The organism is Pseudomonas sp. PSKL.D1 (genome assembly GCF_028898945.1).
Lineage (GTDB): Bacteria > Pseudomonadota > Gammaproteobacteria > Pseudomonadales > Pseudomonadaceae > Aquipseudomonas.
In genome coordinates, this window is record NZ_CP118607.1 from 289,552 (window position 1) to 315,065 (window position 25,514).

Consider the following 25,514-nt stretch of genomic DNA (forward strand, 5'->3'; position numbering starts at 1 on the left):
GAAAGGGCTGCATGGCAGCCCCGGCAATATCAGTTGCGAAGCTGCACCCTGGGGCCGCTACGCGGCCCTTTCGCGACACAAGGCCGTTCCCACAGGTGCGTATTTCGATTTACCGAATTTTTCACACCCCATCCGGATAATGCGCCTCCCATAGCCCCTACCCCAGGACCACCCGCATGCCATCCTCCGCCAGCGCCCCCGTATCCCCCAAGCGCCGTTTCTACCTGCGCTGGCCCTTCGCCCTGGCCGTGGCTGCGGTGATCGGTTATGGCGTAGCCGTGGCCATGCACTGGGACGACCGTGGCCTGCTGTGGGTAAAGGAAAGCTTCGAAAGCACTGCCGAACGCAGCGAAAGCGTGTGGTTGCCCGACTTCAAGGTCGATATCGACGCCAAGCCAATGCCGGGCATGGACGATGACGAAGCTTCCGACATCGCCTTCAACCCTCATACCCGCACCTTGTTCGTGGTCATGGGCAAAAACCCGTTCCTGGTCGAGCTCAACCTTGAGGGTGATGTGTTGCGCCAGATCCCGCTGGTCGGCTGGAACAACCCTGAAGGCGTGGCCGTGCTGGAAGACGGCCAAATTGCCATCACCGACGAGCGCAAGCATGACCTGACCGTGGTCAAGGTCGATGCCAGCACCACCACCCTTAACCACGCCGACTTCCCGAGCCATGACTTGGGCGAGTCGGTCAAAAGCAACAAAGGTTTTGAAGCCGTTGCCTGGGACCCGATGCGCCAACGCCTGATCATCGGCGAGGAGCGCCCGCCAAAGCTGTACACCTGGGCAACCGATGGCCGCAGCCCGCTAGAGGGTGACAAGCAGCCGCTGGCCAGTGACGAACTTGACCTGCGCAACCTCTCGGCCCTGGGTGTGGACCCGCGCACCGGGCACCTGCTGGTGCTGTCTGCCGACTCCAACATGCTGCTGGAACTGGACGAGCAAGGCCAGCAGGTCAGCTTCATGACCCTGCTGGGTGGTTTCAACGGCCTCAAGAGCACCATCCCGCGTGCCGAGGGCGTGGCCATGGACGATAAGGGCAACCTTTATATGGTCAGTGAGCCCGCGCTCTTCTATCGTTTCAAGAAGAACTGACTGCCTTATCAGGGAATGATGGCATTAAGCTTCACTTCAGTCAGGCATGGTTAGATTCGCCACCCTTACGCCGAGTCTGCCGTTATGCGTCGTTATGTTCGCCTGCCCCTGATCCTTGCTGTTGTCGGTTTGCTGGCCGTGCTCTTGTTGAGCATGGCGGGGCAGGAGTTCCGCTTGTTCGAGCGGGGTTGGTTCAACCTCAAGACCTGGTGGCAGCCCGCTGAGCAGAGCATGGGGCTCGATCGCTACCGGGTGGCGATCGAAGCGCAGACGATCGACGGCCTGGACGATGATGTGTCGGCGCTGACCTACGACCCCGACCGCAAAACGCTGTTCACCGTCACCAACCAGCGCTCCGAATTGATCGAACTGTCGTTGGACGGGCGCATCCTGCGCCGCGTGCCGCTAACCGGTTTTGGCGACCCTGAAGCCGTGGAATACGTCGGCCCCAACAGCTATGTGATTACCGACGAGCGCCAGCAGCGCCTCATTCGTGTGCGCCTTGACGATGACACGATGTTCCTCGACGCTAACGACGCCGAGCAACTGAGCCTGGGCATCGGCCTGAACGGCAACAAAGGCTTCGAAGGCTTGGCCTACGACTCGGCAGGCAAGCGCCTGTTCGTGGCCAAGGAGCGCGACCCCATGGTGATTTACGAAATTCACGGGTTCCCTCATGACAACCCGGAACAGCCATACGCCGTGCATGTGGTGCAGGACCGCAAACGTGATGAGCGGCTATTCGTGCGCGACTTGTCGAGTTTGCAGTTCGATGAGCGCAGCGGGCATTTGCTGGCGCTGTCGGACGAATCGAGGCTGGTGCTGGAGCTGGATGTGAAGGGCAAGCCGCTGAGTACCTTGTCGTTGCGCAAGGGGTACCAGGGTTTGAAGCAGGCGGTGCCGCAGGCAGAAGGGATTGCGATGGACGAGGCCGGGACCATTTACATGGTCAGCGAGCCTAACCTGTTCTACGTGTTCAAACAGCCGGCCGACTGATTGCCTACAGATGAACCCGCCCTGCGTGGAGCGGGTTCACCGAGACGTCGAACCGCCGCGATGGCTATTACTCGGCCTTGAGGGTTTTCACACCTTCAGCGGTACCCAGCAACAGCAAATCCGCCGGCCGCGCCGCGAACAGGCCGTTGGTGACCACGCCAACGATCGCATTGATTTGCGCTTCCAGCTCTACCGGGTTGGTGATCTGCAGGTTGTGCACGTCCAGGATCACGTTGCCGTTGTCGGTCACCACGCCTTCGCGGTAAACCGGGTCGCCGCCCAGCTTCACCAGCTGGCGCGCCACATGGCTACGGGCCATCGGGATTACTTCGACTGGCAGCGGGAAAGCGCCCAGCACCGGCACCAGCTTGCTGCCATCGGCGATGCAGATGAAGGTCTTGGCCACCGCCGCAACGATTTTCTCGCGGGTCAGGGCTGCGCCACCGCCTTTGATCAGGTTCAGGTGCGCATCGCTTTCGTCGGCACCATCCACATAAAACTCCAGCTCGCTGACGCTGTTCAGCTCATACACCGGAATACCGTGGCCTTTGAGGCGCTGGGCAGTGGCTTCGGAGCTGGCAACGGCGCCGTCGAAGGCGGTTTTGTGCTGGGCCAGGGCGTCAATGAAGAAGTTGGCAGTCGAACCGGTGCCGACACCGACGATGCTCTTGGTATCCAGCTTCGGCAGAATGAAGTCGACAGCGGCCTGGGCGACGGCCTGTTTGAGTTGGTCCTGGGTCATGCGGGCTCCGGAATGGGGCAGGGCGGTTTTCAAAGTGGCCTAGTATAACGGCTCGGGCGGCTTTGCTGTGGTCGCCCGACGTAGCGCTGCGGTAGACTCGCAACCCTTGTCCTGCGGCCAGTGATGCTTTCCCGATGCTCGAACAGTACGTCAAGAAGATCCTCACCTCGCGCGTTTACGACGTTGCGGTCGAAACCCCGCTGCACAATGCCGGCCAGCTCAGCAAGCGCCTTGGCAACCACGTGCTGCTCAAGCGTGAAGACCTGCAGCCGGTGTTTTCCTTCAAGATTCGCGGGGCGTACAACAAGCTGGCCCAACTGAGCCCGGAAGAACTGGCGCGCGGCGTGGTTACTGCCTCGGCGGGTAACCATGCCCAGGGCGTGGCGTTGGCGGCGCGTGAGCTGGGCATCAAAGCCACCATCGTGATGCCCAAGACCACCCCGGAAATCAAGGTCGAAGGTGTGCGCTCGCGGGGCGGGAAGGTGGTGCTGCATGGCGACTCGTTCCCAGAGGCGTTGGCCTATTCGCTGAAATTGGTCGATGAGAAGGGCTTCGTCTATATCCACCCTTACGACGACCCGCACACCATCGCCGGCCAAGGCACCGTGGCGATGGAAATTCTGCGCCAGCACCCGGGCCAGCTGGATGCCATCTTCGTACCGGTGGGCGGGGGCGGCCTGATTGCCGGTATTGCCGCTTACGTTAAATACCTGCGCCCGGAAATCAAGGTGATTGGCGTTGAACCGGATGACTCCAACTGCCTGCAGGCCGCCATGGCGGCGGGTGAGCGCGTTGTCTTGCCACAGGTGGGGCTGTTTGCCGATGGCGTGGCGGTTGCACAAATCGGCCAGCACACCTTCGATATCTGCCGCCTTCATGTGGACGAAGTGATCACGGTCAGCACCGACGAGATCTGTGCCGCCATCAAGGATATTTACGACGATACCCGCTCGATCACTGAACCTGCCGGCGCTTTGGGCGTTGCCGGCATCAAGAAGTACGTTGAAACCACCGGCGTGACCGGGCAGGCCCTGGTGGCCATCGACTCGGGCGCCAACGTCAACTTCGACCGCCTGCGCCACGTGGCCGAACGTGCCGAGCTGGGTGAAAAGCGCGAAGCGATCATCGCGGTGACCATTCCCGAGCGTCCGGGTAGCTTCAAGGCCTTCTGCGAAGCGATCGGCAAGCGCCAGATCACCGAGTTCAACTACCGCAAGCACACCTCCGATGAAGCCCATATTTTCGTTGGCGTGCAGACCCACCCTGAGAACGACCCGCGTGCCGCACTGGTTCAGCACCTGACCGAGCAGGGCTTCCCGGTCGCCGACCTGACCGACAACGAGCTGGCCAAACTGCACATTCGCCATATGGTGGGCGGCCATTCGGCGGGGGCCAGTGACGAAATCGTGCTGCGCTTCGAGTTCCCTGAGCGACCGGGGGCTTTGTTCAACTTCCTCAACAAACTGGGTGGGCGCTGGAATATCTCGATGTTCCACTACCGTAACCACGGCGCGGCTGATGGGCGTGTGGTGGCCGGCTTGCAGGTGCCGGAAGACGAGCGCCACCTGGTGCCAGCGGCGCTGGCCAAGATCGGTTACCCGTATTGGGATGAGACTGATAACCCGGCTTACAAGCTGTTTCTGGGTTGAGGGGCTAAGCTGGGGCTGATGGCCCTTTCGCGACGCAAGGCCGCTCCTACAGGACGCTCGACATGGAACACCTCAACACCATCAAGGCCCTGCACATCGCCGCCACCGTGCTTTTGCTTCTAGACGCTCTGGGTCTGACCATCTGGACGGTCCGCGCCCGTAAACAGGGCGATACCGAGGCCTATGCCAAGCTGCTACGCCGGCCACTGGTGTTCGTCTGGCTGGTGATGGGCCTGTGCCTGGTGAGCATGCCCTTTACCGGCTGGTGGCTGGTGCACCTGGTGGGCTGGCCGTTGGGGCAGACCTGGGTGTTGGCGTCCAGCATCATCTATACCTTGGGCGCGTTCGCCGCGTGGTGGCTGCTGGTGAGGTTGAACCGGCTACGCAAAGCCGAATCAGTGGGCTTGCGGTTCACCTTGGCGTTGGCCGTGTTCAGCGGGGTCTGTTTCCTGTCGATTGCCGGGCTGATGGGCGCCAAACCGGTTTGAGACTCAGGCCAACATCAATCCTTAACGTAAACCGGTTATACCGGTACTGCGCCCACAACCAGGCCAGCCTTCAAAACACGCAGTTTTCACCTCGCAGCACATAAGCTTGGCGGGCGCGTTGCTGCGCTCGCAAGCTTTGTGGAACAATGCGGTGACATGCGTTTGCGAGGTTGCTGCCGTGATCGACCCGGATGGTTTTCGCCCCAATGTCGGGATCATTCTTACGAATGATGCCGGGCAGGTGCTATGGGCTCGACGGATCAACCAGGATGCCTGGCAATTCCCGCAGGGTGGTATCAACCCTGACGAGACGCCGGAAGATGCCCTGTACCGTGAGCTGAACGAAGAAGTTGGCCTTGAACGCGATGATGTTGAAATTCTTGCCTGCACCCGCGGCTGGTTGCGTTATCGTTTACCCCAGCGGCTGGTACGCACCCACAGCCAACCGCTGTGCATCGGCCAGAAGCAGAAGTGGTTTTTGCTGCGGTTGGTGAGCAATGAGCAACGGGTGCGGATGGACCTGACTGGCAAGCCGGAATTCGACGGCTGGCGCTGGGTCAGCTATTGGTATCCGCTGGGCCAGGTGGTGACGTTCAAGCGTGAAGTCTACCGCCGCGCCCTGAAAGAGCTAGCACCGCGTCTACTGACGCGCGACTGACGACGGAGTTCGACCCCGAGCCATGCTCAATACGCTGCGCAAGATCGTCCAGGAAGTGAACTCCGCCAAAGATCTCAAAACGGCGTTGGGTATCATTGTCTTGCGCGTAAAGGAGGCGATGGGCAGCCAGGTCTGCTCGGTGTACCTGCTCGACCCGGAAACCAACCGCTTCGTATTGATGGCCACCGAAGGCCTGAACAAGCGTTCCATCGGCAAGGTCAGCATGGCGCCCAACGAGGGCCTGGTGGGCCTGGTGGGCACCCGGGAAGAGCCGCTGAACCTGGAAAACGCCGCCGATCACCCCCGTTACCGCTATTTTGCCGAAACCGGCGAAGAGAAGTTTGCGTCCTTCCTGGGTGCGCCGATCATCCACCACCGCCGTGTGGTGGGTGTTCTGGTCATTCAGCAGAAGGAGCGCCGCCAGTTCGACGAGGGCGAAGAGGCCTTCCTGGTTACCATGAGTGCCCAGCTCGCAGGGGTTATTGCCCATGCCGAGGCCACCGGTTCGATCCGCGGCCTGGGCCGCCAGGGCAAGGGCATCCAGGAAGCGCGCTTCGTGGGTGTGCCGGGCTCGCCGGGCGCCGCCGTGGGCCGGGCGGTGGTCATGTTGCCTCCGGCAGACCTCGAAGTGGTGCCGGACAAAACCGTCGATGACATCGACGCCGAATTGAAACTGTTCCACAACGCCCTCGAAGGCGTGCGCGAAGACATGCGCAAGCTTTCGGCCAAGCTGGCTACCCAGTTGCGCCCCGAAGAGCGCGCGTTGTTCGATGTGTACCTGATGATGCTCGAAGACGCTGCCTTGGGTGGCGAGGTGGTGGACGTCATCAAGACCGGCCAGTGGGCCCAGGGCGCCTTGCGCCAAGTGGTTGGCGAACACGTTAACCGCTTCGAGCTGATGGACGACGATTACCTGCGCGAACGCGCCTCTGACGTCAAAGACCTTGGTCGCCGCTTGCTGGCCTACCTGCAGGAAGCCCGTTCGCAAACCATGGTGTATGCCGACAACACCATTCTGGTCAGCGAGGAGCTGACCCCGGCAATGCTCGGCGAGGTGCCGGAAGGCAAGCTCGTCGGCCTGGTTTCGGTGCTGGGTTCGGGCAACTCCCACGTCGCCATTCTGGCCCGGGCGATGGGCATCCCGACGGTGATGGGCCTGGTTGACCTGCCTTACTCCAAGGTCGACGGCATCGAAATGATCGTCGACGGCTACAAAGGCGAAGTGTTCACCAACCCCAGCGACGTGCTGCGCAAGCAGTACAGCGATGTGGTCGAGGAAGAGCGCCAGCTGGCCCAGGGCCTCGATGCCTTGCGCGAACTGCCTTGCGTCACGCCAGATGGCCACCGCATGCCCCTGTGGGTAAACACCGGCCTGCTCGCCGATGTGGCCCGCGCCCAGCAGCGCGGCGCCGAAGGCGTAGGCCTGTACCGCACTGAAGTGCCGTTCATGATCAACCAGCGGTTCCCCAGCGAGAAGGAACAGCTGGCGATTTACCGTGAGCAGTTGGCGGCCTTCCATCCGCTGCCGGTGACCATGCGTACGCTGGACATTGGCGGCGACAAAGCGCTGTCTTACTTCCCGATCAAGGAAGAAAACCCGTTCCTGGGCTGGCGCGGCATCCGTGTCACCCTCGACCACCCAGAAATTTTCCTGGTTCAGACCCGGGCAATGCTCAAGGCCAGCGAGGGCCTGAACAACCTGCGCATTCTGCTGCCGATGATTTCCGGTATCCATGAGCTGGAAGAGGCGCTGCACCTGATTCACCGTGCCTGGGGCGAAGTGCGCGACGAAGGCACCGATGTGCCGATGCCGCCGGTGGGTGTAATGGTCGAAATCCCGGCTGCGGTTTACCAGACCAAGGAACTGGCCCGGCAGGTGGACTTCCTATCGGTCGGCTCCAACGACCTGACCCAGTACCTACTGGCAGTGGACCGTAACAACCCGCGCGTTGCCGACCTGTACGATTACCTGCACCCGGCCGTGCTGCAGGCCTTGAACACCGTGGTGCGTGATGCTCATGGCGAAGGCAAGCCGGTGAGCATCTGTGGCGAGATGGCCGGTGACCCGGCAGCAGCGATCCTGTTGATGGCCATGGGCTTCGATAGCTTGTCGATGAACGCCACCAACCTGCCAAAGGTTAAGTGGATGCTGCGCCAAGTCAACATGAGCAGGGCCAAGGAATTGCTGAGCGAGGCGTTGAGCCATGACAACCCGCAGGTTATCCACAGCTCGCTGCAGTTGGCGCTGAAGAACCTCGGGTTGGCGCGGATGATCGGGCCGAACAAGACGTTGTGATGTTGGGGCCGCTACGCGACCCATCGCGGATAAATCCGCTCCTACAGGGTCGCGCGCACTTGTAGGAGCGGATTTATCCGCGATGGCCGCGCAGCGGCCCCTTCAAACCCCCACCTCAACCTCACCAAGATGCCCACCAAACGGCCCAAAACTACGCTCAATCAGCCGCCTTCTCCCCTGATCATCCACAATCAATACCGTACTCGCCCGCGTCCCATAATTCTGGCTGGCGATGAATACGCTCGACAACAACCGCTCGGTCGCCATCCCCACCCCCGTTTCCGGCAGGTCAGCATCCGGCGCAATCTCTCCATCGCTCAGCAAAGTCAGCAACTGCTGTGGATCAGCCGCCTCCAGCAGCCCCTCCAGCCCTTGCCGCGCCTTCACCAGCTTCGGCCACGGCGTATCCAGCCCGGCATTGGAAACCCCATAAACCCCAGGCGCAAGAATTCGCGGTGCCGCCTCGCGGGCATGCAGATACCCCAATTGCTGCCCATCGCCCACCAGCAGGTTGAACCCCGAATACTGCCCGCTGCGGCTGGCAACCTGGTCCAGGTACGCCTCGACGCCCAGTTCACTTTGCAGGTATGCCGCCACCAGTTCACCCCGCGAACGTGGGCCTACTGCCTGCCCCGGGTCACGAATGTTGGTCAATGCTGCAAACCGACCATCAGGCCCCACCCCCAGCCAGGTGCCACCAGCTTCCAGATCACGCCCTGCATGCACGCCAGGCGCATCCTCCCACGCGGCCAGCGCTTGGGTGGGCCTGGCATAGAACTCGTCACGGTTGGCCGCCACGATCAGCGGCAGGGCATGCCCCGGCCGCCAGGCGAATACGATCAGGCACATAGGTGTGGCCCCTGTGTTTTTTGCCACTCTAACCATTGAGGCCGTGACGATCCATCCTGTCACAGACTTCACTAGAGCCACGAGCCCGGCTTCCGTTACCATGCCGGATTGATTTTCTCGGGGACCACGAATGGAGTTCGTACTCTATCTGCTGTTGGGCGCCTGCGCCGGTGTGCTGGCCGGGCTGTTCGGCGTGGGGGGCGGCATCATCATCGTGCCGGTGCTGGTATTCAGCTTCACCTTGCAAGGTTTTGATGCTTCGGTGCTAACTCACCTGGCAGTGGGCACATCGCTGGCCACCATTATCTTCACCTCAATCAACGCTGTGCTGGAGCACCACCGCAAAGGCGCGGTGCAATGGCGCATTTTTGCCTGGATGACCCTCGGCATCCTGCTGGGTGCCGGTATCGGTGCCAAAACGGCCTCGTTGATCCAAGGCCCGCAACTGCAAAAGATCATCGGCGTGTTCGCCCTGATCGTCGCCGCGCAAATGGCCCTGGACCTAAAACCCAAAGCCAGCCGTGGCATACCGGGTAAGCCGGGGCTGATCGGCGCTGGTGGGGTAATCGGCTGGGCCTCTGCGATCTTCGGCATTGGCGGCGGCTCGCTGACCGTGCCGTTCCTGACATGGCGCAGCCTGCCAATGCAGCAGGCGGTGGCCACATCCTCGGCCTGTGGCCTGCCGATTGCCATAGCCAGTGCCCTGAGCTTCATGCTGCTGGGTTGGCACGACGAACACCTGCCGCCTCACAGCCTGGGTTACGTGTACCTGCCGGCATTGCTCGGCATCGCCGTCACCAGCATGTTCTTTGCCCGCTTCGGCGCGCGCCTGGCGCACAAGCTGTCGCCCCGTTTGTTGAAACGCCTGTTCGCAGCGCTGCTGTTCTGCGTTGGCCTCAGCTTTCTGATTTGAACCAAGAGGAATCTCCATGCTGCCTTACCCGCAGATAGACCCCGTGGCCGTGGCCCTCGGGCCGCTGAAAATCCATTGGTACGGCCTGATGTACCTGATTGGTATCGGCGGCGCCTGGCTGCTGGCGTCGCGCCGGCTCAACCGCTTCGACCCTACCTGGAGCCGAGAAAAGCTCTCGGATCTGGTGTTCTGGTTGTCGATGGGGGTGATCGTGGGCGGGCGCCTGGGTTACGTGCTGTTCTACGACCTGCACCAGTACCTGGCCAACCCGACCCTGATCTTTGAGGTGTGGAAGGGCGGCATGTCGTTCCACGGCGGTTTCATCGGCGTGATGCTGGCGGCCTTGTGGTTCGGCAAGCGCAACAACAAGTCGTTCTTCGAACTGATGGACTTTGTCGCGCCACTGGTGCCGATCGGCCTGGGCGCAGGGCGGATCGGCAACTTCATCAACGCCGAACTGTGGGGCAAGGCCACTGATGTGCCGTGGGCAATGGTGTTTCCACCGTTCAGCGACCCGGCCCAACTGCCGCGTCATCCGTCGCAGCTGTACCAGTTTGCCCTGGAAGGTGTGGCATTATTCGTGATTCTCTGGTTGTACTCGCGCAAACCGCGCCCGACCATGGCCGTGTCCGGCATGTTCGCGCTGTTCTATGGCATTTTCCGCTTCATCGTGGAGTTTGTGCGGGTGCCTGATGCCCAACTGGGCTACATTGCCTTCGGCTGGTTGACCATGGGTCAGTTGCTTTGCGTACCGATGATCATCGGCGGCATCTTCCTGATCTGGTTGGCCTACAACCGCAAACCCACGGCCAAACCCGCCGTCTGATTTTCACGGCAGGGGCGATCCCCCTGCCGTTTTTGTTACAGGTAAGCCATGAAACAGTATCTAGACCTGGTTCGCGACGTCATCGAAAACGGCACGCTGCAAGGCAACCGTACCGGCATCCGCACCATCAGCCTGCCGGGCGCCATGCTCAAGTTCGACCTGCAGAAGGGCTTCCCGGCCATCACTACCCGCAAGCTGGCGTTCAAGTCGGCCATCGGCGAAATGGTCGGCTTTTTGCGTGGCGTGAAGAACGCGGGCGAATTCCGTGAGCTGGGCTGCAAGGTCTGGGACCAGAACGCCAACGAAAACGCCCAGTGGCTGGCCAACCCGTTCCGCCAGGGGCATGACGACCTTGGCGAAATCTACGGTGTGCAGTGGCGCCAGTGGCCGGGCTACAAGCGCGTGCCGTTGAGCAACCCGGCCGCCATCGAAATGGCTGAAAAAGCCGGTTTCCGGCAAATCGCCAAGGACGAGGAAGACGGCGAGGCATTCGTCATCCTGTACAAGGCCATCGACCAGGTGCGCCAGTGCCTGGACACCATCGCCAACGACCCGGGCAGCCGCCGTATTCTGTTCCACGGCTGGAACTGCGCCCAGCTCGATGAGATGGCGCTGCCGCCGTGCCACCTGCTGTATCAGTTCCACCCGAATGTCGAGACGAAGGAAATTTCCCTCACGCTGTACATTCGCTCGAACGACCTGGGCCTTGGCACACCGTTCAACCTCACCGAAGGTGCGGCGCTGCTTTCGTTGTTCGGCCGCTTGACCGGCTATACCCCGCGCTGGTTCACCTACTTTATTGGCGATGCCCATGTGTATGAAAACCACTTGGACATGCTCAACGAGCAGCTCAAGCGCGAGCCGTTGGAAGCACCGAAGCTGGTGATCAGCGACCGCGTGCCGGACTTTGCCAAAACCGGCAAATATGAGCCGGAGTGGCTGGAGAAGATCGAGCCGAGTGATTTCAGCCTGGAAGGGTATGAGCACCATGCGCCGATGACGGCGCCGATGGCGGTTTGACGCGATTTGAGCTTATGCGGTCTGTGTAGGAGCGGCTTTAGCCGCGAAGCAGGCGACGCGGTGCGTGGCACCGGCTGCGCCGGTGTTCGCGGCTGAAGCCGCTCCTACAGGAGTTTTGTACAATCTTCAGTGCCCGTGGCTGCGCCCCACATGCGAATGCTCGGTGTCCGGCACGGACACCGCGCCATTCACCTCCAGCTGCTGCAAAATTGCGCACTCTGCCCCCTGTGCACTGCAGCGCCTGCGCAACTCCACCAGTTGCGCCTGCAACGCTACCAACCCGTCAATCCGGGCTTGTACGTGCTCGATATGCTCATCGATCAGGGCATTGACGCTACCGCATGAACCTTCAGGGCTGTCGCGCAGGCGCAGCAGGCTGCGTATTTCATCCAGGGTCATGTCCAGCGTGCGGCAGTTGCGGATGAACGTCAGCCGCTCCACGTGGGCCTGGGTATAAAGCCGGTAATTGCCATCTGTGCGTGCCGGTTCCGGCAGCAGTTGTTCGCGCTCGTAGTAGCGAATGGTCTCCACAGGGCAGTCGGTGGCCTTGGCGAGTTCTCCGATCTTCATCGCACAATCTCCAGCAAGTGGCTTGACCCTATAGTGGCTACAGGGTGTTCACTTGGCAACAGGCTCACTTTAAGGACGACCCCATGAACCAGCCTGTCAGCCACGAACACAAGCACGGCCACAGTTGCTGCGGTAGCCACAAGCCGCTGCCGGTGATTCAACTCGGCGAAAAAATCAGCGCCGAGGCACAGCTCAGCCGCTTTCGCATCGAGGCCATGGACTGCCCTACTGAACAGACGCTGATCCAGGACAAGCTGGGCAAGCTGGCAGGTGTCGAACAGTTGGAGTTCAACCTGATCAACCGCGTGCTGGGCGTGCGCCACACCCTCAAGGGCACCGCCGAGATCGAACGGGCCATCGACAGCTTGGGGATGAAAGCCGAACCTTTGGTTGGCGACGATGACGGTACGGCCTCTGCACCCAAACCCCATGCCACCCGTTGGTGGCCGTTGGCGTTGTCTGGTGTTGCAGCGGTCGCGGCTGAAATCGTGCATTTCAGCGCGCTGGCGCCGGAGTGGGTAGTTGCCGGGTTGGCCTTGGCGGCGATCCTGGGCTGCGGGCTTGGTACCTATAAAAAGGGCTGGATTGCCCTGAAGAACCGCAACCTGAACATCAACGCACTGATGAGCATCGCCGTGACCGGCGCGGTATTGATTGGCCAGTGGCCCGAAGCAGCCATGGTGATGGTGTTGTTCACCATCGCGGAACTGATCGAGGCCCGTTCCCTTGACCGCGCGCGCAATGCTATCAGTGGCCTGATGCAACTCACGCCGGACATGGCCACCGTGCAGCAGGCCGATGGCCAGTGGCAGGAGGTTGAAGTGCGTGAGGTGGCCATCGGCGCGTTGGCCAGGGTGCGACCCGGCGAGCGCATTGGCCTGGACGGCGAGGTGGTGAGCGGCCAGTCCAGCGTTGATCAGGCTCCGATCACCGGCGAAAGCCTACCTGTCGAGAAGGCCGCAGGCGACAAACTGTTTGCCGGCACGATCAATCAGGCGGGTGCGTTGGAGTACCGCGTCACCGCCGCAGCGGGCCAATCCACGCTGGCCCGAATCATCAAGGCCGTCGAAGAAGCCCAAGGCGCCCGCGCACCGACTCAGCGCTTTGTCGACCGTTTTTCGCGCATTTACACTCCGGCGGTGTTTGCTTTGGCGTTGGCCGTTGCGCTGATCCCGCCGCTGTTCATGGCGGGCGCCTGGTTTGACTGGGTGTATCGAGCGCTGGTGCTGCTGGTGGTGGCCTGCCCGTGTGCGCTGGTGATCTCAACCCCTGTGACCATCGTCAGCGGCCTGGCCGCAGCTGCACGCAAAGGCATCCTGATCAAGGGCGGCGTTTACCTGGAAGGTGGCCGCAAGCTGGACTTTCTTGCCTTGGACAAAACCGGCACCCTGACCCACGGCAAGCCGGTGCAAACCGATGCCCAGGTGCTCGACCCGTTGTTCGAGGGCCGCGCCCAGGCGCTTGCCGCCAGCCTGGCCAGCCGTTCCGACCACCCTGTTTCCGGGGCCATTGCCCAGTTCGCCAAGGCGCAGAGCCTGGGCGTGTATGACGTAACCGAATTTGCCGCTTTGGCGGGCCGTGGTGTGCGTGGCGTCATTGAGGGTGAAACCTACCATTTGGGCAACCACCGCCTGGTCGAAGAGCTGGGCCTGTGCTCGCCGCTGTTGGAGGCACAGCTTGATGCGTTGGAGCGCCAAGGCAAGAGCGTTGTGCTGTTGCTCGACCGCTCCGGCCCGTTGGCACTGTTCGCGGTGGCCGACACGGTCAAGGACAGCAGCCTCCAAGCCATTGCCGAGCTGCACGAACTGGGCATCAAAACCGTCATGCTCACGGGCGACAACCCCCATACCGCCCAAGCCATTGCCGCCCAGGTGGGCATTGACCGTGCCGAGGGCAACTTGTTGCCTGCCGACAAGTTGAGCGTCATCGAACAGCTCTATGCCCAAGGTCACCGGGTAGGCATGGTCGGGGACGGTATCAACGACGCGCCTGCCCTGGCCCGCGCCGAGATCGGGTTTGCAATGGCCGCGGCGGGCACCGACACCGCCATCGAAACGGCCGATGTGGCACTGATGGACGACGACTTGCGCAAAATCCCCGCGTTCGTCAGGCTGTCGCGCCAAAGTGCCGCCATCCTGATCCAGAACATCGTGCTGGCATTGGGCATCAAGGCCATCTTCCTGGCGATTACCTTTACCGGCATGGCCACCCTGTGGATGGCGGTGTTTGCCGATATGGGCGTAAGCCTGCTTGTGGTATTCAACGGCCTACGCCTGTTACGCAAATGAGGTTACCCAATGCTCAGTGCCGAGCTCAAAGCCTTCTACATGGTCGCCCGCCTGGGCAGCATCACCCAGGCGGCGAAGAAGCTCGGGCTGAGCCAGCCAACGGTCACCACGCAGATTCGTAACCTGGAGAATCACTACGCCGTGGAGCTGTTCTACCGTGGTGGCAGGCGGTTGGTGCTTAGCGAAGAAGGTGTGCGCCTGCTGCCGATGGTCAAGGCGCTGCTGCAACAAGAGGCCGATATCGAGTTTGAGCTGCGCAACAGTGGCCAGTTTCAGGGCAGTTTGCGCATTGCCGCCACAGCGCCCTATTACATTCTCGACTTGGTGAAAATCTTCCGCGAGCGCCTGCCGCAGGTAGAAGTGGCGGTAGAGATTGGTAACTCCCAGCAGGTGCTGGAGATGCTCGATGATTACCGCGTCGACATCGCCGCCTCATCGGAGCTGGTGGAGGATGCCCGCCTGGTGCGCCGGGTGTTGGGCACCGACCCGTTGGTGCTGGCGGTGCACCGCAACCACCCGCTGGCTCACCGGCAGGCGGTGGCTATCGACGCGCTGGCCGGGCATTGCCTGTTGGTGCGGGAGAAGGGCTCGATCACCCGCAAGCTTACCGAGCAGATGATGCAGGACGCCGAGGTCAAGGCGGGCGCGCTGCTGGAGATTGGTAGCCGCGAGTCGATCCGTGAAGCGGTGTTGCGCAATATCGGCATCAGCGTGATTGCCCGTCACGAAGTGCCGCATAACCCTGAGTTACGCGTGGTGGCGCTGGAGAATGCGCCGGTGATGCATGAGTACTTGTATTGCTTGAAAGAGCGGCGTCAGGCGCGACTACCGGCGGCGTTTCTCGGGGTGGCGCAGGAGGTGGTGGGTTCGCAGTTTTAGGCGTGTGCTTGCCTTATCGCGGATAAATCCGCTCCTACCTGGGCCGGTGTAGGAGCGGATTCATCCGCGATAAGGCCCTAAAGGCCACTACCAAATCTGCCTATACTACTATCACTCGCTTTTGCCCCAACGCCACAGAACCTTCGCACAGCCTTCCTAGCATGGCCCCATCTCTTCGATGAGGCCTTGCCATGACCCATGCCACCCCTGGCGCACACATGAAAGTGCGCGGTATCCACAAGCGCTTCGGTGCTTTCACAGCGCTTAACGATGTGTCGCTGGACGTTGCCGCCGGCGAGCTGGTGTGCCTGCTGGGCCCTTCCGGGTGCGGCAAAACAACGCTACTGCGCTGCATCGCCGGCCTGGAGCGCCAGGACCGCGGTGAACTGTTCATCGGTGAGCGCAACATTTCCGAGCTGCCGCCCCAGGCCCGGGACTACGGCATCCTGTTTCAGTCCTATGCGTTGTTCCCTAATCTCACTGTCGAAGCCAACATTGCTTACGGCCTGACCGGCACCGGCCGCGAGGAAAACCGCCTTCGTGTAGGTGAGATGCTTGAGCTGGTTGGCCTGGCCGGCAGCGAAAAGAAATACCCCGGCCAATTGTCCGGCGGCCAGCAGCAGCGTGTCGCGCTGGCCCGTGCCCTGGCCCCATCGCCTTCATTGTTGCTGCTTGATGAACCCATGTCGGCGCTGGACGCCCGGGTGCGTGAGCACCTGTGCACCGAGCTGCGCCAACTGCAACGCCAGCTTGGCATCACCACGTTGATGGTCACCCACAACCAGGACGAAGCCATGCTCATGGCCGACCGCATTGCGGTGATGAACAATGGCCAGGTTGAACAGTACGCCACCCCTCAGGCCATCTACGACCAGCCTGCCACACCGTTCGTGGCCGAGTTCGTCGGGCAAGGCAACTGGCTGCCGTTCCAGCGCAGTGGCGACAGCCATGCCCAGGTCGGCACCATGAACATGCGCCTGGCTGCCGATGCCCCGCATACCCGCAGCGGCCGGCTGTTTTGCCGCCCGGAAGCGATCACCGTCAACCCGGTGGTGCATGAGGAAAACCTGTTCCCGGCCAAGGTCCGCGAAATCACCTTCCTGGGCAACCGCTGCCGCATGAGCTTCGAGTTCAAGGCTTTGCCCGGCCACGCGTTGCTCGCGGAACTTGCACCGGAAGCCATGCCGCGCCTGGGTTCGCAGGACATCTGGGTGGCCTTGCCACCGCAGAGCCTGCAGGTGTTTGCCTGAGATGGCCGCGCCAATGTCCCTGCCGCTTGCTCAGGCCACGCGCGCGTCGCAGGGTAGCGCCGCCCTGGGTGATCGCCTGTTCGTCATCGGTGGCAAGAGCCTGTTGCTGCTGCTTTTGGTGCTGGCGGTGCTGATGCCGTTGCTGGCGATTTTCTGGCGAGGCTTCAGTGGTGATGCCAGCCAGGGCGGTGGTTTGCTGGCGGCCCGAGAACTGTTCGCCAGCGAAAACTTCCGTTGGCTACTGGGCAACAGCTTGTCGGTGGCCTTTACCGTCGCGGCCATCGTCATCCCGCTGGCCTACCTGTTTGCCTACGCCCTTCAGCGCACGTTGATCCCGGCCAAAGGCCTGTGGCGCGGTATCTCGCTACTGCCGCTGCTGGCGCCGTCGATGCTGCCGGCCATCGCGCTGGTTTATCTGTTCGGCAACCAGGGCCTGCTGCGCGGGCTACTGGACGACAACATTTATGGCTTCTGGGGCATTGTCCTGGGTGAAGCGATCTACACCTTCCCCCACGCCCTGATGATCCTGCTCTCGGCGTTGTCCCTGGCCGACGCGCGACTGTTCGACGCGGCGTCCAGCATGGGCGCCGGCCCTTGGCGAGCGTTTCACAGCATTACATGGCCGGCGACGCGCCAGGCCGTATTCGCGGCGTTCTGCCTGGTGTTCACCCTTACCATCACCGACTTCGGCGTGCCGGTCGTGGTGGGCGGCGATTATCAGGTGCTGGCGCTGGAAGCCTACAAGGCGGTGGTCGGGCAACAGCAGTTTGGCCGTGGCGCCTTGATCGGCATGGTGCTGCTGGTGCCAGCGCTGCTCAGCTTCAGCGTCGATGCCTGGCTGCGGCGCCGCCAGGGCGAGGCCATGAGTGGCCGCGCCCAGGCCTTCATGCCCAAGCCGTCGCGCCTGCGCGATGCCTGCTTCCTGGCAATCGTGCTGCTGGTGTGTGCTGTGCTGGTAGCGGTGGTGGGCATGGCGGTGTACTCGTCGCTGGTCACCTTCTGGCCCTACAACATGACGCTGTCGTTCAAACACTACATGTTCGAGGACACTGCCGGCGGTGGTTGGCTGGCCTACCGCAACAGCGTGACCATGGCCATCTGCACCGCGTTGGTCGGCAGCGTCGTGATCTTCACCGGTGCCTACCTGATGGAGAAGACCCAAGGCCAGCGCCTGCTCAATCAAGTTCTGCGCCTGCTCAGTTTCATTCCCATGGCAGTCCCCGGGCTGGTGCTGGGCCTGGGCTATGTCTTCTTCTTCAACCTCAACGGCAACCCGCTGCACGTGTTCTATGGCGGTATGGGGCTGTTGGTGGTGTGCACCATCGCCCACTACCTGACCACCGCGCAGATGACCGCAGCCACTGCGCTGCGCCAGCTCGACGGCGAGTTCGAGGCCGCCGCGCTGTCGCTCAAGGCCCCGCTTTACAAGCACTTCATGCGGGTCACCGTGCCGATCTGCCTGCCCGCCCTGCTGGACATCATTCGCTACCTGTTCGTCTCGGCGATGACCACGGTCTCGGCCGCGATCTTCCTCTACAGCCCCGACACCATCCTCGCCGCTGTCGCCGTGCTGAACATGGACGACGCCGGCAACGTTGGCGGTGCAGCCGCCATGTCCACCCTGATTTTGCTGACCAGCGCAGCGGCGTCCTTGCTGCTGGCCGGTGCATCCCGCGGCCTGCTGCGCCGCTCCCAAGCCTGGCGCCAGCGCGCGCCCGGCCATTGACCGACTGCCCACACTGAAGGAAACGCACCATGTTCAAGCCACTCGCACTTGCCGCTGCCGTATCCGCCGTATTCAGCCTGCAGGCCTCGGCCGCCGACACGCAGCTGACCGTGTACACCGCCCTGGAGGCTGAGCAGCTCAAGGCCTACAAGCAGGCGTTCGAGAAAGCCAACCCGGACATCGAGATCAAGTGGGTACGCGACTCCACGGGCATCATCACCGCCAAGCTGCTGGCAGAAAAGGACCGCCCACAAGCGGATGCAGTGTGGGGCCTGGCCGCGTCCAGCCTGGCGATCCTCGACCAGCACGGCATGCTTGAAGCCTATGCGCCGAAAGACCTGGGTACCATTTCGCCCAACTACCGCGACGCCGCCAACCCGCCGGCCTGGGTGGGCATGGACGTGTGGGCCGCGACCATCTGCTTCAATACCATCGAGGCCGAGAAACAAGGCCTGAGCAAGCCCATCAGCTGGCAGGACCTGACCAAGCCTGAGTACAAGGGCAAGATCGTCATGCCTAACCCGGCCTCGTCCGGTACCGGCTTCCTGGATGTGAGTGCCTGGTTGCAAACCTTTGGCGAGCCGCAGGGTTGGGCCTACATGGACGCCTTGCACCAGAATATCGGCCAGTATGTTCATTCCGGCTCCAAGCCCTGCAAGCTGGCGGCAGCGGGCGAATTCCCGATCGGCATTTCGTTCGAGTACCCGGCCATGCAGCTCAAGCGCCAGGGTGCGCCGCTCGATATCGTGCTGCCCAAGGAAGGCCTGGGCTGGGAAATCGAAGCGACCGCTGTGATCAAAGGCACAGACAAGGCAGAAGCGGCCAAGCGCCTGGCCGATTTCTCGGCCAGCCCGGCGGCCATGGAGTTGTATAAAGAGAACTTTGCCGTGCTGGCGGCACCGGGTATTGCCAAACCGCAAACCGAGTTGCCGGCTGACTACGAGCAACGGCTGATCAAGAACGACTTTGCCTGGGCTTCAAAAAACCGTGACCAGATTTTGGCCGAATGGCGCAAACGCTATGACGGCAAGTCGGAGAAAGTGGCACAACAATAACGTCAGGAGCCAAACCATGCCTACGCCAGCTGAAATCATCGAACGTACCTTCGCCTTGTATGAGCAACATGGCAGCGACGACTACATCGGCGAAGCCATCACCCAGCTCGAACACATGTCCCAGGCCGCGCAACTGGCCATGGCCGAAGGTTATGACGACGAAGTGGTGCTGGCGGCTTTCTTCCACGACATCGGCCACCTGTGCGGCGGTGACGCCAGCATGGGTGGTTATGGCGTAGTCAGCCACGAACGCATCGGCGCCGAGTACCTGCGCCGCTGCGGGTTTGGCGAGCGCATGACGCGGCTGGTGGAGTATCACGTGGAGGCCAAGCGTTATCTCACACTGCGCCAGCCTGGGTATTACGAGCGGTTGAGCGAGGCCAGCCGGCGCACCTTGGCGTATCAGGGTGGGGTGATGAGCGAGGGTGAGGCGGATGCGTTTGAGCGCGACCCGTTATTCGCGGTGAGCCTGCGGATGCGCGAGTGGGATGAAATGGCCAAGGAAGTTGGGGTGCCGGTAATCAAGCTGGCTACCCTTCAGTCCAAAGCGCTGGCGCTCCTACAGAAGCAACGCGGTTCACCGTGGGCTATGCGTCAGTTGGAAACATAATTTTACGTAATCAAGCCGTGTTCATCGTCAAATTTGTAGGAAATTTCCCAAAGTTTGTTTGAGCTGACGCGTACTATTGCGCCGGTTGACACAGGGAACTAGTGTCAACCGAACCTAATGGCGAACGGGACGATGCGCCCTAAGCCCTCAGGAACATCCGACAGACGACGGTGTCCGAAAATCGTCGTCATCAGCCCAACATTACCAAGGAGAGGTAAGCATGGCTTTCGATGCTTATATTCAAATTACCGACATCACTGGCGAAGCACTGGACGAGCAGTACGCCAACTGGATCGAGATCATCGGCTACAAGTTCGGTGCCAACCAGAGCACCTCTGCCACCGCAAGCTCCGCGGGTGGCGCATCCTCCGGGCGTACCGCCTTCACCAACTTCACCTTCACCAAGAACCTGGACAGCGCCAGTTGCAAGCTGCTCGAAGCCAGCTGTGCGGGCCAGCACCTGAAAGAAGTGAAGTTGGTGGTGTGCCGTGCCGGTGGCGAGAAGCTCAGTACTACGAAGTGGTCCTTGAGGAAGTGATCATCGCCGACTACACCCAGAGCGCCAGTGCCGGGGTGCCGGTGGAGGTGGTGCAGTTGAACTACGGCCGTATCAAGACCACCTACACACGGCAGAAGCGCCTGGATGGCAGTGCCGGCGGCAACGTGACCGGCGGCTGGGACCGCATCAACAACAAAAAGTATGCGTGAGGTGCGACCATGTCCGAGGCACGCAGCTTTATCAATCAGCACGCGCAGACGTATGAATCGCTGAAGGCCGACACGCCCATGACCGCGAATCAGCGGGCCAAGTTTGATGTGTTGAATGCGCATATCGCCAATGGTGTGGTCGTTGGTGGGGAGCTTGTGATTGTTGGTGACCCCAGCACGCCTATGTGCACGGGGCATGAAGCATTCCTGATGGCGAAGGCAGAGGGGATACATCATCAGCTTGAGATCAATGGCGCTGGGGTGGATGACTTTTTGCTGGATAACTATGAGATGTTGAAAAGTCTTCTGGCGCACGCTTCCATAGGGGCGGGAGCAGCTGCTGATGGATGGAGCCGGTACCTCGAAGATATCAAAGCAACGCTGGAAGAAATCGAGCAGCTCCACCGAAAGTACTTGGGAAATGGTACGAACCGTTCGCGTGATGAGTTTTATGCAAAGCGCATGGCGTTGTTCATGAGGCTGGATGAGCAGCTGAGTAGGATAGCTGCTTACGGTTCTGCCTTACGTAACAAAGGGGCAGCGAAGAGGGCACTTGAGATATCCACCAAGAGCTACCTGCATACCGGCGAATTAGCTGGTTACGCGGAAAAAATTGCTGGGGTTTCTAGGGCGGCGGCGTTAGTGAAGAAGGGTACGTACATTGGCGTTGGGCTTGATGTTGCATCCACGGCGCTCGATGTTCACAAAGCTTGCACACTTGGTAGAGAAAGTGAGTGCACAAAAGCCAAGTATGTCCAGGGCAGCTCCTTAGTGTTGGGATTGGGTGGGGGAGGTGTGGGAGGTTCTGTGGGGAGTTTTTTTGCCACTGCTGGTTGTACTTTCGTGCTGGGCGTTACCACGGGGCCTGGTGCTCTTGTCTGTGCGGTGTTGGGGGGCGCGCTGGGCGGTGTTGTTGGCGGAGATATAGGAGCGGAGGGTGGTGAAGTCATCGGTGAGTACCTGTATCGGAAGGTGGCGGAATGAATATCGAACCTGCCCTTATTTGGATGGCTATTTTAGGCCCGGGCTGCCTGTCTATGTTGTTGCTGATATATGTGGCTTATAAGTATATTGATGCGGTCGAGGAGTTGCTGGCTAACTCAAAGTATATTAAAGATCTGAAGGTTACATTTTCCGGGGCAGGAATGATCGGGAAGGTTGTGCGAATATGTATCATCGGAGGCGTGCTGTTAGTGCCAGGCCCCTATGCCCGCAGGGGGCTTGTCGACTTGACTGAAATCGAGCGTTTTCCCAGTGGGATAAGGAGGGTTGTTGTGGGGGGGCTGTTAATCCTCGTTTTCTCTTTTCTGATGATGGTTGCTTTCAGAGTATGGAGCTATTTAGTTATGCAGTAGCTTTTGCATTGCTCTCCAGTTGTAACTGCTTGTTTAGAGGTTTAGCTGCAGCTGTATGCGCTGTGATGTTTGATGTTGTTGCCTTCGGCACGGTTGCAGTAGTTTGTATTGGCGCTTTATCGTGAGTCTGGTCAATGAGTAGTAGTGGTATTAATTGGGTTGTCTTCTCGTGTTTTGCCTTGGCGCTGCTGTGTATGCTGTGTTTAACTTATATTTCGTGGCGCTACTTGGATAGAATAGAGTCACTACTATCGAATTCAAAATTTGTGACGGATAACAAAAGTCTTTACGCTCGTGTTGGCCTGGCTGGGCGCGTAATGAGAGTTTGTACGGTTTCAATATTGCTTACTATGCCCAAGGTTTTTAGTTGCAGAGGGTTGGTTGATCTGCAGGAGGTAGAGCGCTTTCCTGTAATTATGCGAATAATTTTAGTGGCGCTTTGGAATGTGATGTTGGTGGCATTCATTGCGTTCCTCTGTCTTAGGCGTTTTCATGTTGTCTTGTAGGACTTGGAGCAAGTGCGACAGTTTCCCAGCGGACTGAGGGTTTTTATGGTTTTCATGTGGGGAGTTACGTTGTTGTCCTTGTCAGGTGTCGCTTATCTGGATCTATTCTGCGGATAGCACCAGCAAGTTCTGCGGTGAACTCGAAATCCTAGGAGCTGCTGCGCAGCCCTTTCCGACCGGTCCGGCATCCCGGCGAGGCCGCTCCTACAAAAGCAATGCCAGGGCTGCTATCTCAAATCTGCAAAACCAGCGCCTCCAACTGCTCCTGCCGCTCTGCCTGATTCACCCGTGCCCCCGGGTTGAGCGTCGACCATTGCGGATGCGCCCGCGCTTTGCTCAGCGCCTCGGGCAGTTTGCCCTCGCGCCAAGCCTTTTCATCCAGCGCTGCCAGGCGAATGCTGTCTTGAGCCGCATGCCCCCGGTTCTCCAGCGCCACCATCAGCTGTTGTTGGCGCAATGCCAGCAAGCGCAGCACATTGTCGTCAACGGTCAGTTCACGCTGGCCCTTGAGCTTGCCCATCAACCGTGAGCCGTAATTGCGGGCAGTTTGAAGTGCACCACCAGCAATGGCGCCGGCCAATGCGGCAGCGCCAAGGGTCAGGCCGCCGACCAGCAGGTCCACACCCGCGCCCGCCGCAGCACCCGCCGCCACGCCGCTGCCCAGGCGCACGCCCAGCAGCTTCAACGTTTCGGGGTTGAACAGGTCGTCTCCCCAGCGCCCATCCAGCAGCGGCAGGTCACCGGCATTGGCATCTTCACGGCGGAAGGCATAAAGCTTGAGCAAGGCTTCCACGCAGCGTTGTTCACGCTGGCGGACCTCGCGTCGCAAGGCCTCGATAGCCTGGGCTTCGGCAGCAGGTTCAGCCTCCACGCTGCGTCGGCACGCAGCGCAGTCGAGCAGCAATTCGGCAATCAGGCGCTTGCCGCTTTGCTGGCGTGCCAAACGCTGTGCTTGCTGGTCGTCGATCAAGCGTTGCAGCGACGGGCGGGCGTCCTCCAGCAATAACGCCAGGCTCTCGTAAAGGCGACGCTCACCATCCTCCGGCGGCGCCACGCTGTCGAAACGCACCAGCGCGTGCAGGCCCAGGCGGGCCAGCGCATCGCGCCATTCGGGCTCGCGGTGCTGGCTGCTGGCGACGAAGTTGAGCACTGGCAACAGTGGCTTGCCGCAACTGGCCAGTACCTCCAGTTCGTCGCGGTATTTGGCCAGTACCGGCTCGCGGGCGTCGATCACATACAGGCCGGCATTGCTGGCCAACAGCTGGCGCAGCACTTTGGCTTCCTGTTCGAACCGCTGGCGCGCCTCGCTGCCCTGAAGAAAACGCTCCAGACGGGCAGGGCCGTCCAGCCGTTCACCCGGGCGCTCCAGGCGCTCCAGGTAGTCGAGCAAGGCAATGGCATCTTCCAGCCCGGGCGTATCGTAGAGTTCAAGCAGCGGCTGGCCGTCCACCGACAGGCGTGCACCTTCTACATGGCGCGTGGTGCTGGGGCGGTGGGAGACTTCGCCAAAGCCCACGTCGCGGGTGAGGGTGCGCAGCAGCGAGGTCTTGCCGACGTTGGTGTGGCCGACCACGGCCAGTTTCAGCGGCTCAGTCATGGCCATGCTCCAGCCAGGTCAGGGGCGAGGTGTCGGCGTGGGGCAGGCCGAGACGGTCCAGGGCTTCGTGCCAGTCGCCAAGGCGCGCTGCGTCCAGCGCTTGGCCTGGGGCTGCCTGCAGCAGCCAGATGCGCGTGGCGCCGGCATTGCGGGCCAGCTCGGCCAGCAACGCCAGGCTGCCGCGGTCGGGCGAGCGGCGGGGGTCGCAGGCGATGGCCAGGCGTGCCGGGGGGAAGCGGCTGAGTTGTTCCAGCAGCTTGTTGCGCGACTCGCGGCTGTCGAGCACGCCGGCATCGGTAACGGTTTTGGGCAGCGCTGGCGGCCAGGGCCGCTGATCGTCCAGCTCCAGCCCGACCAGCAGGGCGCCTGAGCTGCCTGGTTCAAGCTGACCGGTTTGAAACTGCGGCAAGGCTTCTGGGGCTGCGTCCTGCACGCCGATGCGTTCGCTGCGTGGCATTAGGGCTTCGCGCAGTTGTGCATAACCGGGCAGGCTAAGATCCAGCATCAGGCACTTGCGGCCCTGGCGCCAGCGCAACAGGCACAGGCCAGCCAGCAGCAGGCGGGGCAGCAGGCCATAGACCAGCACCACGCCGAGCAGCCAACTGGCCCAAGCCTGGCGGGCGATGTCGAGGGCGGGGAGGGTGTCGCCGCTGGTGCGGATCATCGATTCGTCGGGCACCGCGAAGCCCAGCAACGAGGGCAGGGCGCCGAGTGCCTGGGTCAGGTGCACGAATGGGTCGGCTGCCAGCAGGGTGGTTTCCCACACGAAGCCGTAGCGCCGGGTGGCGAGCAGCGTCAGCAATACCACCAAGGCGCTGAGCATGGCCAGCAGCCAAAGGCCATGAACCAACAAGCCCAGCAGCCAGCGGTTAAGGCGCTGGCGCTGCAGCAGCACCAGCAGCGCCGGGGCAAGCTGCGCCGCTTGGGCATCGCGGGCGAAGCGCTCCCTCAGCCACAACCACAAGCGCCCAAGGCTGGCACCATGTTCGCCGCTCAATGCCAGGCCGACGGCCCAGCCCAGCAGCATCAGCACATTCAGCCCAAGCAGGCTACCCAGGGCCCAGAACACGTTGACCGGGCGCAGCCCGTCACCCAGCGCCGCAAAGGCCAAGCCTGCGCCGCTGAGCACGGCCAGCACCATCAACGCGATCAACGCCAGCCGCGCGCCCTGCTTCCAATGGCGCAGGGCTGCAGCCATGCCGTCGCGTTCGGCCAAAAACAACGCCCGGGCTTCGATACGTGCCGCCAGGTCGCCGCCCCGCTGGCGGGCATGGCGGTTGGCTTCCTGGTCCTCCAGGGGGCCGGCGTGTTCTTCGCGCAGGCGTACCGCTTCGGTAAGCCAGCGCTTGTCCAGTGGAGTCGGTCCAGTCACAAGGTCTTCCATTGCACAGTTCAGGGCAGAAGCATAACCCACCACGGGTTTGCTATCCTCGCCG

At 61.4% G+C, this 25,514-nt stretch carries 22 protein-coding genes and 1 pseudogene; 18 read left to right on the forward strand and 5 right to left on the reverse strand.

All coding sequences use genetic code 11. From position 1 onward, the window contains the following. The first annotated feature begins 176 nt into the window (after nt 1–176). Nucleotides 177–1,097, forward strand: coding sequence for an SdiA-regulated domain-containing protein (locus tag PVV54_RS01165; RefSeq protein ID WP_274908206.1), 921 nt, complete (start codon nt 177–179; stop codon nt 1,095–1,097). Between the two features lie 84 nt (nt 1,098–1,181). Continuing rightward, a complete protein-coding gene (locus PVV54_RS01170) occupies nt 1,182–2,093 on the forward strand; it encodes an SdiA-regulated domain-containing protein (RefSeq protein WP_274908207.1) in 912 nt (303 codons plus the stop codon). A 67-nt stretch (nt 2,094–2,160) separates the two neighbouring features. Here the strand turns inward: PVV54_RS01170 and rpiA are convergent, their stop codons facing one another. Next, nucleotides 2,161–2,835, reverse strand: a complete 675-nt coding sequence (gene rpiA, locus PVV54_RS01175) for a ribose-5-phosphate isomerase RpiA (protein ID WP_274908208.1) — start codon at nt 2,833–2,835, stop codon at nt 2,161–2,163. 134 nt (nt 2,836–2,969) lie between these two features. Here rpiA and ilvA point away from each other — a divergent pair, with 134 nt between their 5' ends. From ilvA to ptsP, 4 genes are all read left to right on the forward strand, one after another. Then, on the forward strand, nt 2,970–4,484 hold the full coding sequence (gene ilvA / locus PVV54_RS01180) for a threonine ammonia-lyase, biosynthetic (protein WP_274908209.1): 1,515 nt from the start codon (nt 2,970–2,972) through the stop codon (nt 4,482–4,484). Between the two features lie 62 nt (nt 4,485–4,546). Then, complete coding sequence (locus tag PVV54_RS01185; protein ID WP_274908210.1) at nt 4,547–4,972, forward strand: DUF2269 domain-containing protein; 426 nt, start codon at nt 4,547–4,549, stop codon at nt 4,970–4,972. Between the two features lie 178 nt (nt 4,973–5,150). Then, on the forward strand, nt 5,151–5,630 hold the full coding sequence (locus tag PVV54_RS01190; RefSeq protein WP_003249017.1) for an RNA pyrophosphohydrolase: 480 nt from the start codon (nt 5,151–5,153) through the stop codon (nt 5,628–5,630). Between the two features lie 22 nt (nt 5,631–5,652). Further along, complete coding sequence (ptsP, locus tag PVV54_RS01195; RefSeq protein ID WP_274908211.1) at nt 5,653–7,926, forward strand: phosphoenolpyruvate--protein phosphotransferase; 2,274 nt, start codon at nt 5,653–5,655, stop codon at nt 7,924–7,926. 102 nt (nt 7,927–8,028) lie between these two features. On the opposite strand, the gene PVV54_RS01200 is transcribed toward ptsP, so the two are convergent. Further along, entirely contained in the window at nt 8,029–8,775 is a 747-nt protein-coding gene (locus PVV54_RS01200) for an NRDE family protein (protein ID WP_274908212.1), read from the reverse strand. A gap of 130 nt (nt 8,776–8,905) precedes the next feature. Here PVV54_RS01200 and PVV54_RS01205 point away from each other — a divergent pair, with 130 nt between their 5' ends. The 3 genes from PVV54_RS01205 to PVV54_RS01215 are packed head-to-tail and all read left to right on the forward strand — an operon-like array spanning nt 8,906 to nt 11,534. Beyond that, nucleotides 8,906–9,688, forward strand: a complete 783-nt coding sequence (locus PVV54_RS01205; RefSeq protein WP_274908213.1) for a sulfite exporter TauE/SafE family protein — start codon at nt 8,906–8,908, stop codon at nt 9,686–9,688. Between the two features lie 16 nt (nt 9,689–9,704). Further along, nucleotides 9,705–10,514 (forward strand): prolipoprotein diacylglyceryl transferase, encoded by an 810-nt coding sequence (gene lgt / locus PVV54_RS01210; RefSeq protein ID WP_274908214.1) that lies wholly within the window; start codon nt 9,705–9,707, stop codon nt 10,512–10,514. 48 nt (nt 10,515–10,562) lie between these two features. Next, nucleotides 10,563–11,534, forward strand: a complete 972-nt coding sequence (locus PVV54_RS01215) for a thymidylate synthase (protein WP_274908215.1) — start codon at nt 10,563–10,565, stop codon at nt 11,532–11,534. Nucleotides 11,535–11,660: 126 nt separating this feature from the next. Here PVV54_RS01215 and cadR read toward each other — a convergent pair whose 3' ends face one another. Continuing rightward, the gene (cadR, locus tag PVV54_RS01220; protein ID WP_274908216.1) at nt 11,661–12,104 is read right to left on the reverse strand and encodes a cadmium resistance transcriptional regulator CadR; all 444 of its coding nucleotides are present in this window, start codon (nt 12,102–12,104) and stop codon (nt 11,661–11,663) included. Nucleotides 12,105–12,187: 83 nt separating this feature from the next. Here cadR and PVV54_RS01225 point away from each other — a divergent pair, with 83 nt between their 5' ends. The 9 genes and pseudogenes from PVV54_RS01225 (at nt 12,188) to PVV54_RS01265 (ending at nt 21,975) form a co-directional block, all read left to right on the forward strand. Beyond that, nucleotides 12,188–14,392 carry a heavy metal translocating P-type ATPase gene (locus PVV54_RS01225; protein WP_274908217.1) on the forward strand — a complete coding sequence of 735 codons (2,205 nt, stop codon included), beginning with the start codon at nt 12,188–12,190 and terminating at the stop codon, nt 14,390–14,392. A gap of 9 nt (nt 14,393–14,401) precedes the next feature. Beyond that, nucleotides 14,402–15,271: a LysR family transcriptional regulator gene (locus PVV54_RS01230; protein WP_274908218.1), complete on the forward strand. Its 870-nt coding sequence runs from the start codon at nt 14,402–14,404 to the stop codon at nt 15,269–15,271. 191 nt (nt 15,272–15,462) lie between these two features. Next, nucleotides 15,463–16,521, forward strand: coding sequence for a putative 2-aminoethylphosphonate ABC transporter ATP-binding protein (locus PVV54_RS01235; protein ID WP_274908219.1), 1,059 nt, complete (start codon nt 15,463–15,465; stop codon nt 16,519–16,521). Nucleotide 16,522: 1 nt separating this feature from the next. Beyond that, nucleotides 16,523–18,247: a putative 2-aminoethylphosphonate ABC transporter permease subunit gene (locus PVV54_RS01240; protein WP_274908220.1), complete on the forward strand. Its 1,725-nt coding sequence runs from the start codon at nt 16,523–16,525 to the stop codon at nt 18,245–18,247. Nucleotides 18,248–18,276: 29 nt separating this feature from the next. Then, entirely contained in the window at nt 18,277–19,302 is a 1,026-nt protein-coding gene (locus tag PVV54_RS01245) for a putative 2-aminoethylphosphonate ABC transporter substrate-binding protein (protein WP_274908221.1), read from the forward strand. 16 nt (nt 19,303–19,318) lie between these two features. Then, a complete protein-coding gene (locus tag PVV54_RS01250) occupies nt 19,319–19,912 on the forward strand; it encodes a phosphonate degradation HD-domain oxygenase (protein WP_274908222.1) in 594 nt (197 codons plus the stop codon). Between the two features lie 220 nt (nt 19,913–20,132). Then, nucleotides 20,133–20,620, forward strand: a pseudogene (locus tag PVV54_RS01255) (Hcp family type VI secretion system effector). Nucleotides 20,621–20,629: 9 nt separating this feature from the next. Next, a complete protein-coding gene (locus PVV54_RS01260; RefSeq protein WP_274908223.1) occupies nt 20,630–21,604 on the forward strand; it encodes a hypothetical protein in 975 nt (324 codons plus the stop codon). Further along, nucleotides 21,601–21,975 carry a hypothetical protein gene (locus tag PVV54_RS01265; RefSeq protein WP_274908224.1) on the forward strand — a complete coding sequence of 125 codons (375 nt, stop codon included), beginning with the start codon at nt 21,601–21,603 and terminating at the stop codon, nt 21,973–21,975. Before PVV54_RS01260 ends, PVV54_RS01265 begins: the two co-directional genes overlap by 4 nt. 738 nt (nt 21,976–22,713) lie before the next feature. Here the strand turns inward: PVV54_RS01265 and PVV54_RS01270 are convergent. Beyond that, nucleotides 22,714–24,078 (reverse strand): GTPase/DUF3482 domain-containing protein, encoded by a 1,365-nt coding sequence (locus tag PVV54_RS01270; protein ID WP_274908225.1) that lies wholly within the window; start codon nt 24,076–24,078, stop codon nt 22,714–22,716. Continuing rightward, nucleotides 24,071–25,462: a DUF2868 domain-containing protein gene (locus tag PVV54_RS01275; protein ID WP_274908226.1), complete on the reverse strand. Its 1,392-nt coding sequence runs from the start codon at nt 25,460–25,462 to the stop codon at nt 24,071–24,073. The genes PVV54_RS01270 and PVV54_RS01275 overlap by 8 nt, the downstream gene beginning before the upstream one ends. Nucleotides 25,463–25,514 lie beyond the last annotated feature (52 nt).

Coding starts and splice junctions, on each gene's coding strand:
- PVV54_RS01205 (WP_274908213.1), top strand. CDS start 8,906: ATGGAGTTCGTACTCTATCTGCTGTTGGGCGCCTGCGCCGGTGTGCTG.
- PVV54_RS01165 (WP_274908206.1), top strand. CDS start 177: ATGCCATCCTCCGCCAGCGCCCCCGTATCCCCCAAGCGCCGTTTCTAC.
- PVV54_RS01235 (WP_274908219.1), top strand. CDS start 15,463: ATGACCCATGCCACCCCTGGCGCACACATGAAAGTGCGCGGTATCCAC.
- PVV54_RS01260 (WP_274908223.1), top strand. CDS start 20,630: ATGTCCGAGGCACGCAGCTTTATCAATCAGCACGCGCAGACGTATGAA.
- PVV54_RS01270 (WP_274908225.1), bottom strand. CDS start 24,078: ATGACTGAGCCGCTGAAACTGGCCGTGGTCGGCCACACCAACGTCGGC.
- PVV54_RS01170 (WP_274908207.1), top strand. CDS start 1,182: ATGCGTCGTTATGTTCGCCTGCCCCTGATCCTTGCTGTTGTCGGTTTG.
- PVV54_RS01215 (WP_274908215.1), top strand. CDS start 10,563: ATGAAACAGTATCTAGACCTGGTTCGCGACGTCATCGAAAACGGCACG.
- PVV54_RS01240 (WP_274908220.1), top strand. CDS start 16,523: ATGGCCGCGCCAATGTCCCTGCCGCTTGCTCAGGCCACGCGCGCGTCG.
- cadR (WP_274908216.1), bottom strand. CDS start 12,104: ATGAAGATCGGAGAACTCGCCAAGGCCACCGACTGCCCTGTGGAGACC.
- PVV54_RS01230 (WP_274908218.1), top strand. CDS start 14,402: ATGCTCAGTGCCGAGCTCAAAGCCTTCTACATGGTCGCCCGCCTGGGC.
- lgt (WP_274908214.1), top strand. CDS start 9,705: ATGCTGCCTTACCCGCAGATAGACCCCGTGGCCGTGGCCCTCGGGCCG.
- PVV54_RS01245 (WP_274908221.1), top strand. CDS start 18,277: ATGTTCAAGCCACTCGCACTTGCCGCTGCCGTATCCGCCGTATTCAGC.
- PVV54_RS01185 (WP_274908210.1), top strand. CDS start 4,547: ATGGAACACCTCAACACCATCAAGGCCCTGCACATCGCCGCCACCGTG.
- ilvA (WP_274908209.1), top strand. CDS start 2,970: ATGCTCGAACAGTACGTCAAGAAGATCCTCACCTCGCGCGTTTACGAC.
- PVV54_RS01275 (WP_274908226.1), bottom strand. CDS start 25,462: ATGGAAGACCTTGTGACTGGACCGACTCCACTGGACAAGCGCTGGCTT.
- rpiA (WP_274908208.1), bottom strand. CDS start 2,835: ATGACCCAGGACCAACTCAAACAGGCCGTCGCCCAGGCCGCTGTCGAC.
- PVV54_RS01250 (WP_274908222.1), top strand. CDS start 19,319: ATGCCTACGCCAGCTGAAATCATCGAACGTACCTTCGCCTTGTATGAG.
- PVV54_RS01265 (WP_274908224.1), top strand. CDS start 21,601: ATGAATATCGAACCTGCCCTTATTTGGATGGCTATTTTAGGCCCGGGC.
- PVV54_RS01200 (WP_274908212.1), bottom strand. CDS start 8,775: ATGTGCCTGATCGTATTCGCCTGGCGGCCGGGGCATGCCCTGCCGCTG.
- PVV54_RS01225 (WP_274908217.1), top strand. CDS start 12,188: ATGAACCAGCCTGTCAGCCACGAACACAAGCACGGCCACAGTTGCTGC.
- ptsP (WP_274908211.1), top strand. CDS start 5,653: ATGCTCAATACGCTGCGCAAGATCGTCCAGGAAGTGAACTCCGCCAAA.